Below are 14,121 nucleotides of genomic sequence, written 5' to 3' on the forward strand. Positions count from 1 at the left end.
TTATAAATGTAATTTAGTTAACCAAGCAAAGATAGTTACTGTTAAAATTAGATAGCTATAAATAACAATCATAATTTGTGATTACCTTCCTGTTTATTAGGAAAATAATTTATTTTTTTTGCAAAAAATAAAACCTGATTAGCGTAAAAATCATTATAAGTGTAACATTTTAATTAATATTTAATCTGTATGATATTAAACTAAAAATATTAATATGCAACTTATAAAATCAATAAGCTCTTTACTACTACTATTATTATCTTACAGCAACAAAGCACAAAATTTACAAACTCATAATATTATTTACAGTAATCCTATTGACACTACTATAAAAATAGATGGTAATATCAATGATTGGCCATCTAATTTAAATCATTATCCAATTGAAAAACCTTTGCAAAGAATTAATAATAAAAATGAAGGGAATTTTTCTGCTTATTTTATGACTGGATATAATTTAAACCAAAACGCATTGTATCTAGCTATAGTGGTGGAAGACGATATGTATTTTTCAGATAAAGATAACCCAAGTATAAGAAATCAAGATTCGTATTCACTATATCTTAATGAGAAATATTCACGAGTTGGATCAGGTGTTGGTTATTATGCCATTACTGAAAATTATAAAGAGCTTATGAATGCTTCAAATAATTGGGATCCAAAATTAAAAGAACTCCTTGATTGGAAAAAAGTTGATTATAAAATAAGTACAAAAGATAAACAAAGGATTTATGAATTAAAAATTACATTACAAAAACCAATATATGATGGTAGGGTTATTGGATTAGATCATATAATAAATGATGTAGACAAGGACTCACAAACTAGATATGGGTGGGTTAATAGCAGTAATAAAGATGCTACTTCTCAGCCTGGAAAAATAGGTGCTCTAGTATTTCATGAAAACCCTAGAAAGTTAGGAACAATTACTGGTAAGGTTAGCTGGAGGGATAGTGCAATAACTACCAAACCAGAAGGAGTAATTTTAACTTCTAAAAAAAACAATAGGTTTTGGATATATCTTCCAGTTGATAATGATGGAAGATTTTCTACACTTTTACCTAAAGGAGAATATGTTTTGACACCAGGAAAACTTGCTTTTTTTAGCGGCTATACCTTTTATAAAGCAAATAGTTCTATAACTAAAACCATTAAAGTCAAAGAAGGTATTTTAAATGATGAAGTAAATTATTATTTACAACCAGAAAAGACACCCTATTTTGAAGAAGAAGGAAACTTTTTATATGATATAAGTGAAAATGGAAAGCAAAAAATCGACGAAACTATTAAAGCACATATGCAGTTTTACGGTATTGAAGGTGTTGCATTTGCAGCATTAAAAAATGGAAAAATAACTTATCACAATACTTATGGAGTAAAAAACAATTATACTAAGGAGAAAGTTACAGAAGAAACACTTTTTGAAGTGGCATCCATTACAAAACCAGTATTCGCATATGCTGTCTTACGATTATATGAAAAGGGATTAATCGATCTAGATAAACCTTTATATGAATACCTTCCTTTTGATATAATTTCTGATGATGAGTATTCAAAATTGATAACTGCACGAATTGTATTATCTCACCAAACAGGATTACCAAATTGGAGGCGAAATGGAGTTTTAAAATTTAAATTTAAACCTGGGACAACTTTTGGTTATTCTGGCGAAGGTTATGAGTACTTAAAACGAGTTATAGAAAAAATAACTAATAAAGAAATTAATGAAGTTTTAAATGAAGAAGTAGTTACCCCACTTGAATTAGAGCATATGTATTTTAAAAAAAATGAATATGCTGCTAAATACAAATCAAGTGGACATTATAATTCTTATCCTGGGAAAATTGATTTACCTGAAAATCCATGGGTAGCTGGTTGCTTAATTACTAATGCTAAATCTTTTGCAAAATTTATAATTGCTTTGCAAAATCGTAAAGGATTAAAACCAGAAACTTTTGAAATGATGCTATCTTATCATACTAATGTACCTCAGGATTTTAGAGAAAATATTTGGGGATTTGATGAATATATGGGTTTAGGTCTTTTTGTTGAAAAAACACCTTTTGGTAATGTGTTAAGGCATAGTGGCGATAATGGTGATTTTCAAGCTGTTTTTAAACTATATGATGATTTAGATATGGCATACATTATTATGTTAAATAGCAATAGTGGACATTTTCTTCTTGATAATATTGAAAAAATCTTAATAGATGTAGATGAATTAAGTAAAATTAAACAGTGAGTAAATAGAAGTATACCTTTATGACAGTCTTTTTTTGAAAAATACTTTAAGAAACAGCTAGTGGTATTATTGTAATAAATTTGAATAGGTATATTTACAAATGGATTACGAAAAAGAATTGTCTTTTGTTAATGAGATTGATTGTTATTGGGAATCAACTGAAACTGGTAATTACCCTACTCTACCTGAGCCATATATAAATTTATTTTTCCCTATTAAATTACCTCTAGAAGCAAAAATTAAAGGAATTACTTCTAATTATGATTATTTAAAAATAGAATCCAAATTATTTGGAGTTAGACTTTATCTTAGAGGGTTTTATTATCTTAAGTTAACCCAATGCTTTGAAATTTCGGATAAAATCGTTGATTTAAAACAAATTGGTACAGGTGCAGAACTTTTATTATCAAAACAGATATCAAATGCTAAAACGTTTGAAGAAAGGGTAGTTATTTTTAAAACATATTATAATAAGAAAAGAAAAAAGTTTCTTACTAAAAAAGAATTGAATATATCTATAGCTTTACAATATTTAAGAGAATCTTATAAAGATGAAAATATAATTAAAAATTATGCTAGAATAGTAGCTTTATCTCCAAGAACAATTAATCGATGGTTTGTAAAAGATATAGGAATTAATCCAAAAAAAATATCTAGAATTGTTAGATTCCATAATGCTTTATCCTGCTTACATTCATATAATACCAAGGGATTTTATTTTGATTTTGGCTATTACGACCAAGCACATTTTATTAAAGAATTCAAAGAATTTACTGGAAAATCTCCAGAAAGTTATTTAAAGAGAGTGTCCGATTTATACAAGACTTAATAATTTATAATAAATATTTTTGATGTATAAATTTTAAAACATGATACTAAAAAGGATTTATGCATATTTAATTGACTATCTAATTATTCTAATTTATGCCGGATTACTATTTTTATTAACTCTTTTGATTTATAAACTCATTGGAAAATCTCCAAAACCACAAGGTCCTATTATAGGGAATTTAATAAGTTTTTTTACTCTTACGTTGCCAGTATTTTTGTATTTCTATTTATATGAAAGTAGTTATAAAAAAGCAACTTTAGGAAAACAGAAACTTAAATTAATTGTACTTAACAATTCAAAAAAAAATATTTTAATTCGAGTGGTTTTTAAAATAATACCCTGGGAAATTGCACACTTTGGGATACATTGGTCAGTTTTTTATTCAACTCAAAATTCAGATATTCCGCTTTGGAATTGGATAGTTTTAATTAGCCCTCAAGTTATTGTTCTAATTTATTTTATTAGTATTATTATTAGTAAGGGAACAGCAAGTATATATGATAGAATAGCAAAAACAAAAATAGCAACTATTTGATATTTAATGAGAAAACATATGCCATCTCAATGATTAATACACTATTATCATCATTCTTTTCAGAATTTTTATATTTGCTACTAGTCATGAAAATCAAAAAATGATGAAAAAAATTATTAAATGGTTTTTAATTATAGTAATCATTTTGGGTATTGGTTTATTTGGAGCATATAAATACATGATTTCTCAAACAAAAAAGGCAAGCCCAGAAGATACTGTTGTTTATAATCAAGAAGACTTAAATCTTTCTGTTTTTTATAATCGTCCATCAAAAAAAGGACGTGTTATTTTTGGAGACCTTGTCCCTTATGGAAAAGTTTGGAGAACTGGAGCTAATGAAGCTACTACTTTTGAAACTAATAAAGATATTTCGATCAATGGTAAAAAACTTCCTGCTGGCAAATATTCATTATTCACAATTCCAGGAAAAAATAGTTGGGAAATTATCTTCAATAGTAAAAGTTACTCTTGGGGAGTTAAAGGCAGAAACGAAGCTTCTTTAGAAAGAGAATTTGATGCGCTTGTTACTAATGTTTCAGTAAGTGAGATAAGTGAGGTTGAAGAGTTATTTACTATTTCTTTTGAGAACACTCCTGATCTTGCTTTGCTATTATCTTGGGATCAAACAAAAATAGTTATACCTATCCAACAATAGCAATTTTATAGGGTATTTAAAACTCAACTGTTTTTTCTATAGTTTCTTTTATTATCTTTTCTGCTATTTATAAAATATACTCCTGTTAAAAGTACACAAGCTGCTATAATAGATTGAAGTGTAATTTGCTCTTCTAAAAAATACCAACCTAATAATAGAGCTATAACTGGATTCACATAAGCAGATGTAGCTACTTTTTCTGTAGAAACTACTTTTAGTAAATAATTAAAAGAGGTGAAAGCAGCAATACTTCCAAAAAATATTAAGCATATTAGTGAGGTTTGTGTTTCAAAACTCCATACCGTAGGCAGCGTCCATGTTTCTTGAAATATTAAACTACCGACTGCTAACATTACCCCTGCTGTGATCATCTGATACCCTGTAGCAATAAAAAAGTTTTTTGGAATATCTGCTTTAGCAACAAAGAGGCTTCCAAAACTCCAGCATAAGATACAAGTAAAAATCATGATAATCCCTATAGTACTTCCGTCTTGCATTGTTAACTCTTGCTGGCTTATTAATAAATACATACCTATTACCCCCAATAATATTCCTATAATAGATTTAGGCTTTATTCTTTTTCTTTGAATTGCTCTCATTAATATCAATATAATAAGAGGTTGTAAAGATGCTTCTAAAGCAGCAAAACCACTATCTACAAATTGTAAAGCCCAAACTATAACACCATTACCATAACCAAGGAATAAGAAGCCAGCAAAAAAACAATTAAAAAATTGTTTTTTTGTAATAGCTAAACTTTTCCCCATGGATTTAGCTATTAAAAATATGATAATACCAGCTGTAGTAAAACGTATGGAAGCTAACATAAATGGAGGTAATTCAGTAACGGCTATTTTATTCCACAGATATGTGGATCCCCAAAATACATAAATAGAGAAAAAAGCTAGAATAATAAGCATTGTACGCTTTTCCATAGTTGAGATACCTTTTTTACAAGCGCGAAAGTACGTTTTTTAATACATTAATTGAGTTAATGTTATTGAAACTATATATTAAGTGTTTTAAAGATTAAATTTGTTAAACCAATTATATTCAAATAATTATAGATATACATCGTTAAATAAACATACATTAACCTACAAATGATGAAATCAATTTTTAAACTATTTTTATTTTTAAGCATCTTATTTTCTTGTAGTGATAGTATTTTAGATAATGAAATTACTCCTATCGCCACAGATATAGAAATCATAAATGCATTCCCTAATCTTCAATTTATTCGTCCTTTAGATTTGCAGAGTCCAAATGATGGGACTAATCGAATATTTATTGTTGAGCAACGAGGCATTATTAATGTTTTTGAAAATAGCTCTACGGTAACATCCAGTAATATTTTTTTAAACATAGAATCTATTGTTGATGATTCTGAAGATGAAATGGGGTTATTAGCACTTGCATTCCACCCCAATTATCAAACTAATGGTTATTTTTATGTAAACTATTCTTTATCAAGAACATTATCGGTAGTATCTCGTTTTCAAGTTTCACCTCCAAACTCTGCTATAGCAGATCCAAATAGTGAATTGAGGTTATTAGAAATACCACAGCCTTTTACTAATCATAATGGTGGTAAACTAGCTTTTGGACCCGATGGTTTCTTATATATATCTTCTGGTGATGGAGGCTCTGCAGGAGACCCTCAAGGGAATGCTCAAAACAGAACGAATTTGCTTGGCAATATACTTAGAATTGATATTGATAATACTGAAAACGGATTAAACTATGCTATTCCAAATAATAACCCATATGTAGGGAGTCCTACTTTTAGAAATGAAATTTTCGCATACGGATTAAGAAATCCATGGCGAATTAGTTTTGATATACAAACAGGAGTGTTATGGGCAGGTGATGTAGGGCAAGATAATTTTGAAGAAATTGATATTATCGAGAATGGTAACAATTATGGATGGAATATTCTTGAAGGTAATAACTGTTTTCAAATGACTATTTGTGATGCGTCTAACTTAACATCTCCAGTATTTCAATACTCCCATGATAATGGTGATGTGTCAATTACTGGAGGTTATGTTTATCGTGGTAATAATATACCGCAATTACAAGGGCGCTATGTATATGGAGATTTTGTCTCAGGTAGAATTTGGTCTTTTAGTGCAGAATTAAGTAGTAATCCAGATAATGAACTTATTGAAGATACTGATTTAAATATTGCCTCATTTGGTACAGATATGAATAACGAATTATATATCTGTGCTTTTGATGGTGCTATTTATAAATTTGAAGAAAACTGAATATTATTAAAATTTCATGAGAATTGTTAACTGGCACTATTTTTGACGACTATTAAATAATATTTTAAGATATTTTTATATATCTAATTAATCTTAATAAAACTTATTATCACTAACTTTATAAAAAAATAAAAAAATGAAAAAAGCAATTACATTATTAGCCATCTTTTGTATTAGTTTTGGGTTTTCGCAGCGCCCTATATTTGTTGACTTATCAGCTCAAGCTGAACCATTATTCTCTAATAAATTATATCATCCTCCCGTAGCTGCAATTGGTACACCTTATGTAAATGAAGAATTTTCTTTTGCAAAAATAAATAATTCTAAAGAGCTTTATTTAGTACGTTATAATGCTCATCAAGATGTTATGGAAGTTAAAAAAGGTGAAAATACAGAAATAATAGTATTAGATAATGAGAAGAATTATGTTATTTCTATGAATGGAAAAGAATACATAACAACAGCTTTTGATAATGGGGAAAGAGGTATAGCTCATATTGTTTGGGAAGATACTGATCATGCACTGTTTCAAAAAGAAAATGTAAAATTTTCTCCAGCTACTAAAGCTAAAACTAGTTATGAAGCGTCTACAAAAGCTAAATATTCTGAAATAACTAACTCATATTATGTAGATTTTGGTAATGGTTCTTTAGTTCAGGTTCCTAAAAAGAAAAAGAAATTTTATGCTCTATTTTCAGATAATACAAAAAATGTACAACAGTTTGTAAAAAAAGAGAAATTGAAAATTGATAATAAAGAAGATTTAATTAAGATTCTAAATTTTTATTTCTCTTAAACGAATCTTAAGTAATAAATAATAATAAAGACCTACTCTAATCAGTAGGTTTTTTTTATGCTATCATTCTTCTTTTTGATCAAGGTTATAGAATAAAGTATAATTATGAAAGTTTGATTTGTAATAAGTTTATTACATCATAAAGAAATAAAGCATTACTTTAATTGGCATTATTTTTGTCATGTTGCTTGTATCTTATAACTAAATAATTTATAAAATGAAAAAAACAATTATAGTATTAGTCGTTTTTAGTATTACTTTTGGGTTCTCTCAAAATAATGCTGATCAATTTGGTATTAATTCAGGAATTTTTCCACCAAATAAATCGTATGATCTTCCAGAGGAAGCAATTGGCACACCATATGTAGATAATGAATTCTCCTTTGCAAAAATAAATAAATCTAAAGAGTTTTATTTAGTACGTTATAATGCTTATCAAGATGTTATGGAAGTTAAGAAAAATGAGAAGACAAAAATTATAACATTAGATAATAATAAAGATTATGTTATTTCATTAAATGATAAAGAATATATAACTAGAACTTTTGCTTCTGGCGAAAGAGGTATTGTACATATTATTTGGGATGACATAGATCATGCACTGTTTCAAAAAGAAAATGTAAAACTCACTCCAGCGACTAAAGCTAAAACTAGTTATCATACATCTATAAAAGCCAAATACTCTGAAATAAGCAATGAATACTATATGGATTTTGGTAATAAATCTTTAATAAAAGTTCCTAAAAATAAAAAGAAATTTTATGCTCTATTTTCAAATAGTGCAAAAAATGTACAACAGTTTGTGAAAAAAGAAAAATTAAAAATTGATAATAAAGAAGATTTAATTAAGATAGTAAAATACTATTTTTCTTAAAAGAGAAATAATTTTAAATTAGAATACAAAAAAGATCTGCTATAGAGCAGATCTTTTTTTGTGTCATTTTATTTTAATATTATTATTAATTAGAAGCTATCTTTTTTTCAATTTCTTTTAAAGCTACTACTCTTCCTTGATACCGAATACTCTCGCGATTACTACTGTTAACGGTAAGATAAGTATTCCCTTTTGCATTTATAATTAAATGTATTTGCAAACTTTCCTGAGATTTATTAGTTATAAATTTAACATCTATTCTACGCTTAGAATCTTTATATGTAATTTTTAAATCTTCAATATTGTTTTTAAATTCAAAACCGTTATCATCTCTATTGTTATAGCTCGTAACTCTATAGACTTGACCAAAATATGGTAAAGATATATTAGCAAACTCATAATTCAGTTTAATATAATTTGTATTACCTATTAAATTAATCCTATTTCCTTGAAAGATATTATTACCTCCACTAAAATTTATTTTAGTTATATCATTACCTAAAGGAAATGCCCAAGATGCTTCAAATTGAAATTTGCCAGATTCAATTAATTCTTTCATTTCGTTATATGCAGCTATACTTACTTCTTTTTTTAAAGCTCTTTTTTCAGATTTAGATTGTGCAGTAATTATTCCAAATCCAAATAATATCATTAATAATAAAATCTTTTTCATATCTAATTGTTTAATAATCAGTATAAATATAGCAAATATTATACCATATTCAGTGCTTTAAATAAAGTTTAACGTATATGACTTCCAGCATTTACATCTATAGTAGCACCAGTTGCATGATCCATTAATCCACTACACATTAACCCAATAAGTGGTGCTAAATCTTTTGGTTTTGTTAATTCATTTAGAGCAATTTCATTAAGAACACGTTCTTCACCATACTCAGCAATAAACTGTTCAGCCATTTGTGTACGAGTAAACCCTGGAGATACTACAAAAGATTTTATATTATCTTTTCCAAAAGAACGCGCCACACTTCTTGCCAGTGAGGTAACACCTCCTTTAGAAGCTGCATATGCAAGATATTCTTCAGTTTCTCCTCTAAACACAGCACGGCTGCCTATATAAACAAACCTTCCTTGTTTATGTTTTTTATAATGATCTATCCCTAATTTAGTTAATAATCCGACAGAATTTAAATTAATATCTAATGTTTTTCTCCAAACAGACATCCAATCATTAGTGTTAATTTTTGTTGAATGCTCTATAAAAACTCCTGCATTTAAAATAATGGTATCTATGGTTTCAAAAATATTTTCTACTTCTTCAAAAAGACGAAATACATCTGCCTCATTTGCTAAATTAGCTTGAAATATTTGAGATTCATTTCGATATTTATTAGCTAGTTCTTCTGCTGAACTTCTATTACTGTTATAATGAATGGCAACTTGAGCTCCGTTTTGCATTAAAAAATCGGCAACGCCTTTTCCTATACCATCAGAAGCTCCAGTAACTAATATTTTTTGGCCTGTTAAATCAATTTTAGTCATTATTTATAAAATATTTTTAACCCAACCTCCATCTACAGCTAAAGAAGTTCCCGTAATATAACTAGCACGTTCACTAGCTAAAAAAGTAACTGCTGCAGCAAACTCTTCAGGGTTGCCAAAACGTTTTAATGGTATTTCATTAACTGCATTACCAAAATCAGGATTATTATCAATTAATGTTTTTAAACGATTGGTTTGTGTGTAACCAGGCATTACGTTATTAACTGTAATGTTATCTGAACCTAGTTCGCTTGCTAAAGTTTTCATTAAACCAACGACCGAAGCTCTTACTGAATTTGATAGTATTAAATTTTCAACGGGTTGTTTTACTGCTTGAGAAGTAATCGAAATAATACGACCCCAAGGTTGTGATTTCATACCTGGCAAAAAACTTCTAATCATAGATACTGCACTACCCAATAACAATTGATAAGTTGCATCCCATTGTTCTTGTGTTAAAGTTTCAAACCTACCAGCTGGAGGCCCTCCAGTATTAGTAACTAAGATATCTATATATTTAAATTCGTCTAGCGTAGATTTAATCACCGAATTACGCTCTGCTTCAATAGATAAATCCCCTACAAGAGCTAAAACATTTCCGCTACCAATAGCATCAATTTCTTGCCGAGTTTCTTCTAATAACTTTACGTTACGACCATTAATTATAACGTTAGCGCCTTCTTTAGCGAGTTCTAAAGCAACACTTTTGCCAAGTCCTTGACTTGATGCTGCGATAAAAGCATTTTTATTTTTTAAACCTAAATCCATAGAAATTATGAATCATTCCTTAAGTAATCATCGCTTCCATCTAACCAATCTTCACGAATTGGTGTCCATGTGTCAATTTCTTCAACATCTGTTACCATTAAGGCTTCATGAGGGACATTTGCAGGAATTACAACTACATCTCCAGAATGCATATCAAATGTTTCTTCTTTATTCTCTCCAAACCAAAAGCGCATTGTTCCAGAAACAACCTGAGTTACTTGCTCATTAATATGTTGATGTAATGGTACTGAGAATCCAGCTTTAAATTTCATTCTAGCGATCATTACTTTTTCGCCATAAACTAATTTACGTTCCATTTTAGGGCCTACTTGTTCTGTTGGAACTTCATCCCAGTTCACTCTTTTTACTAAGCTACTCATTTTTATATTTGGTTTAGATTAATATTAAAACAAATATATTTAATAGTCTTTAAAAAAATCTTAGTAAAATCATAAACTTATTCTTCTGGGGGATGCCCATGAATTTCTTCAAAAATTGTATCAAAATTTTCTCGTAAATAAGCTCTTAATTTTTTACGATAATCATCTCTTAACCAGTCTACAAAGTTGTGAGTACTTTTACTTATACATTTAGTATAACGTTGTATGCGATAATCAATATCATCACCTAATGATTTCATTAAAATTAAAGCATCAAAAATATCTTCACTATTTTCTATACAAATTTTTGCATGCTGTTCTATAGATCGCTTTAAAACAACTTTAGAAGATTCCCCGTTTCTAATTGATTCTAAGTATGTTTTTCTAATATCAAAATACACTTCCTTAGAGTTAGCAAACTCAGCTCTTAAAGCTTCAGGCATTTCATACCTAAAATTGCTTTCTAATTCCTCATCACTTAACAACCCATTTAAATAATAATCTGGAGATCTAAATATGCGTTGCCAATCTAAATCTGCTCCCCAGGGTCCGAATCGATGAAAATTATTACCTAAATCAATAACATCAAATGTATCTTTATTATCTAAAATACGAGAACCTCTTCCTATCATTTGATAATATAGAGTTAACGATTTTGTTGCTCTATTTAAAATGATTGATTCTACAGTAGGCTCGTCAAACCCAGTTGTTAAAATACTTACAGATGTTAAAATAGCATCAGGAGTATTTTTAAACCATTCTAATATCGCTTTCCTTTCTTTTTTAGATGCAGTATTATCTAGATGGGCAATTGGCAAGCCTAAACGTCTAAAAGTATCATAAACCATTAATGAAGTTTTAATACCGTTATTAAAAATTAAGGTTTTTTTACCTTTTGACCGCTCTTCATACGCACTAGTTAGTTTAAAGAGCATGTCTGAATTAGTATATAAATCTTCAGAAGATTTTACTGTATAGTCTCCATTTGCACCTACTACTAAAGAAGTTAATCCTACATTATAAGAAAACATTTCTGCTCTCGATAAGAATTTATTTTTTATAAGAGATTCTATTGACTCGCCTACAATTAATTCGTCATAGTTATCAGTCATTGGCATGTCAATATTAGAGCTTAAAGGTGTTGCCGTAACTCCTAATATAAATGATTGATAGAAAAATTTGAATAATTTTGTAAAGGAATTGTAATGTGCTTCATCAATAATTACTAAACCTATATCAGAAATATCTAATTTATTGTCATTTAATCTATTATTTAGAGTTTCAACCATAGCGACAAAACAGCTATAATCATTTTGATCATCCAGACTAGCCTTACTATCTATAACCTTATTAATAACACCAAATTCTGTAAGCATATTAGAAGTTTGCTTACATAATTCTATACGATGCGTTAAGACTAAAACTCTTTTTTTATGATGTTTTAAATATTGCCTAACAATTTCCGAAAAAATAACAGTTTTTCCACCCCCTGTTGGTAATTGATATAATAAATGATAATCTTTAGGCGCATCTTCAAAGCTTTTAAAAATTTTACTAATAGCACCTTTTTGATAACTATATAAATCTTTACCTGTTTTTCTTTCTTCTAATTCTGTAGTTGATATTATGGACATAGCAATTTTTGTGACGCACAAAAATACAACGTTTTAAAAGTTTTTAAAGAGTGATATTGTTAAATCTTATTAACTTTTAATACAATTTATTAAAAATTAGAAATTAATTCCATCTAATGTTTGTATTCTGATTTAAACAAGAAAAATCAGGTTCTTTATAAGGGGCATCTAAAAATTCTCTAGATATATTAAAAAAACAAGAATTAAAAAAACTATGCCCGTCAGATTTAAATTCTGCATAGTAAGAATTTGATAAATTCTTACTTGCTAAAATTGCATTTCGAGGAGGTGTTACGGGATCAAATTTCCCATTAGCAATAAGTGTTGGAATGTCAGAAACAACAGGTTCATTTTCAATAGGTAAGGATCGGTAAGGATGCCATTCTTCTAATAGTTTAATATCTGAAGCAAAATAAGCGGGAATTAATGCTTTTTTTGAATTAGAATTTGCGTTAGCAAAAAATGCTTTAGTACGTTCACTTGTAAACGGTAATTCATCATTAGCGTTCATGGACATGTTCATTGCAAAATTTATAAGATTTGATACATTTATCGTTGGTTGTAAACCTCTTTTAATGATATCAACATTTTTATTATTAACAGCTTTAATAAATAAAGGAATTTGTGCTATAGTTGCTCTACTATATAGCATTTGATGCACAGCTAGTAACATATCTTGAGAGTTTAGTATAAACGAATTTCCGTTTAAGTCAAATTCATAGGGAGTTTTGTCTAAAATATCTAAAGCTTTAAAAAGCTCTTTTTTTAAAGCTGGGTAACGCTTACTACAATCAAGATCATTATTACATTCTTGAAAAACACCAAACAGAGATTGTTCAAAATTATTTATTAGATCATCATATAAACTAACCTCTGGTGAAAACACTCCGAAAATGGTTCCAGTTCTAACCGCCTCAGGAAAATCTCTCATAATGGTTAACGCCAATCTTGATCCGTAAGATCCACCATAAACATTCCATTTTTCATAACCAAGATGTTTTCTTAAATCTTCAAAATCAGCTGCATTTTCTTTACTATTGTAGGCAGAAAGATCTATTTCTTTATCTATAGCTATAGATTTACATTTTTTTAGCAACTTGCGCATTTCATGATATTCACCTTCGGGAGAAAGGTTTTTAGCTAAAACTGCAAACATTTTAGAGCCAAAATCAGAACAAATTGAATTAGATAACCCAGTACCCCTTTGATCCATTAAAACAATATCTCTATCATTTCGTAAGTTATTATTTTCCCAAAACCGTTCCATAAAAAGTGTAGGTGCTCCTGGACCACCTTGTAAATATAAAATAGGGTGTTTTTTAGAATTAGAGTTCCTTGATTTTATAACAACATAAGCTAACTTTATCGTTTTATTATTTTTAAGCGTTCTATTTTCTGGAACTTCAATAAACCCTGATTCTCTTGTTTCTGTATTTTCTATTTTTAAACTTAAATCTTTATGTGACGTTTTAGTTGAGCTGTTACAACTTATTAAAAAGAATAAAATAGCAACTAATATTAATTTGATTTTCATATTTTTTAATTTGATCGATATTAACAAAGATAACTGTCATTTTAATACGTTAAGTATTGATTATGGACAAAAAATGCTTATGGTAACATTTATTAAGG

At 28.4% G+C, this 14,121-nt stretch carries 14 protein-coding genes; 7 read left to right on the forward strand and 7 right to left on the reverse strand.

The genetic code is table 11. The features are described 5' to 3' along the window. The first annotated feature begins 214 nt into the window (after positions 1 to 214). The 4 genes from D1817_09255 to D1817_09270 all read left to right on the forward strand — a co-directional run bounded on the left by D1817_09255 (position 215) and on the right by D1817_09270 (position 4,264). On the forward strand, positions 215 to 2,242 hold the full coding sequence (locus tag D1817_09255) for a hypothetical protein (protein AXT20062.1): 2,028 nt from the start codon (positions 215 to 217) through the stop codon (positions 2,240 to 2,242). Positions 2,243 to 2,342: 100 nt separating this feature from the next. Beyond that, positions 2,343 to 3,071 carry an AraC family transcriptional regulator gene (locus tag D1817_09260; GenBank protein ID AXT20063.1) on the forward strand — a complete coding sequence of 243 codons (729 nt, stop codon included), beginning with the start codon at positions 2,343 to 2,345 and terminating at the stop codon, positions 3,069 to 3,071. A gap of 40 nt (positions 3,072 to 3,111) precedes the next feature. Continuing rightward, positions 3,112 to 3,609 carry a hypothetical protein gene (locus D1817_09265; protein ID AXT20064.1) on the forward strand — a complete coding sequence of 166 codons (498 nt, stop codon included), beginning with the start codon at positions 3,112 to 3,114 and terminating at the stop codon, positions 3,607 to 3,609. A gap of 103 nt (positions 3,610 to 3,712) precedes the next feature. Then, a complete protein-coding gene (locus D1817_09270) occupies positions 3,713 to 4,264 on the forward strand; it encodes a DUF2911 domain-containing protein (GenBank protein AXT20065.1) in 552 nt (183 codons plus the stop codon). Positions 4,265 to 4,287: 23 nt separating this feature from the next. Here the strand turns inward: D1817_09270 and D1817_09275 are convergent, their stop codons facing one another. Then, positions 4,288 to 5,199 (reverse strand): EamA family transporter, encoded by a 912-nt coding sequence (locus D1817_09275; protein ID AXT20066.1) that lies wholly within the window; start codon positions 5,197 to 5,199, stop codon positions 4,288 to 4,290. 171 nt (positions 5,200 to 5,370) lie between these two features. On the opposite strand from D1817_09275, the gene D1817_09280 reads away from it, so the two are divergent. The 3 genes from D1817_09280 to D1817_09290 all read left to right on the forward strand — a co-directional run bounded on the left by D1817_09280 (position 5,371) and on the right by D1817_09290 (position 8,204). Continuing rightward, positions 5,371 to 6,534, forward strand: coding sequence for a glucose sorbosone dehydrogenase (locus tag D1817_09280; GenBank protein AXT20067.1), 1,164 nt, complete (start codon positions 5,371 to 5,373; stop codon positions 6,532 to 6,534). A 136-nt stretch (positions 6,535 to 6,670) separates the two neighbouring features. Further along, complete coding sequence (locus tag D1817_09285; protein AXT20068.1) at positions 6,671 to 7,330, forward strand: hypothetical protein; 660 nt, start codon at positions 6,671 to 6,673, stop codon at positions 7,328 to 7,330. A 217-nt stretch (positions 7,331 to 7,547) separates the two neighbouring features. Further along, the gene (locus D1817_09290) at positions 7,548 to 8,204 is read left to right on the forward strand and encodes a hypothetical protein (protein ID AXT20069.1); all 657 of its coding nucleotides are present in this window, start codon (positions 7,548 to 7,550) and stop codon (positions 8,202 to 8,204) included. Positions 8,205 to 8,289: 85 nt separating this feature from the next. Here D1817_09290 and D1817_09295 read toward each other — a convergent pair whose 3' ends face one another. The 6 genes from D1817_09295 to D1817_09320 all read right to left on the reverse strand — a co-directional run bounded on the left by D1817_09295 (position 8,290) and on the right by D1817_09320 (position 14,023). Continuing rightward, on the reverse strand, positions 8,290 to 8,877 hold the full coding sequence (locus D1817_09295; protein ID AXT20070.1) for a DUF4251 domain-containing protein: 588 nt from the start codon (positions 8,875 to 8,877) through the stop codon (positions 8,290 to 8,292). A 68-nt stretch (positions 8,878 to 8,945) separates the two neighbouring features. Beyond that, complete coding sequence (locus D1817_09300; protein AXT21257.1) at positions 8,946 to 9,698, reverse strand: SDR family oxidoreductase; 753 nt, start codon at positions 9,696 to 9,698, stop codon at positions 8,946 to 8,948. Positions 9,699 to 9,710: 12 nt separating this feature from the next. After that, positions 9,711 to 10,475: an SDR family oxidoreductase gene (locus D1817_09305; protein ID AXT20071.1), complete on the reverse strand. Its 765-nt coding sequence runs from the start codon at positions 10,473 to 10,475 to the stop codon at positions 9,711 to 9,713. Positions 10,476 to 10,480: 5 nt separating this feature from the next. Beyond that, positions 10,481 to 10,855: a cupin domain-containing protein gene (locus D1817_09310; protein AXT20072.1), complete on the reverse strand. Its 375-nt coding sequence runs from the start codon at positions 10,853 to 10,855 to the stop codon at positions 10,481 to 10,483. A 77-nt stretch (positions 10,856 to 10,932) separates the two neighbouring features. Continuing rightward, entirely contained in the window at positions 10,933 to 12,489 is a 1,557-nt protein-coding gene (locus tag D1817_09315; protein ID AXT20073.1) for a DEAD/DEAH box helicase, read from the reverse strand. Positions 12,490 to 12,592: 103 nt separating this feature from the next. Then, positions 12,593 to 14,023: an alpha/beta fold hydrolase gene (locus D1817_09320; GenBank protein ID AXT20074.1), complete on the reverse strand. Its 1,431-nt coding sequence runs from the start codon at positions 14,021 to 14,023 to the stop codon at positions 12,593 to 12,595. Between the last annotated feature and the right edge of the window lie 98 nt (positions 14,024 to 14,121).

Source organism: Flavobacteriaceae bacterium, assembly GCA_003443635.1.
GTDB lineage: Bacteria > Bacteroidota > Bacteroidia > Flavobacteriales > Flavobacteriaceae > AU392.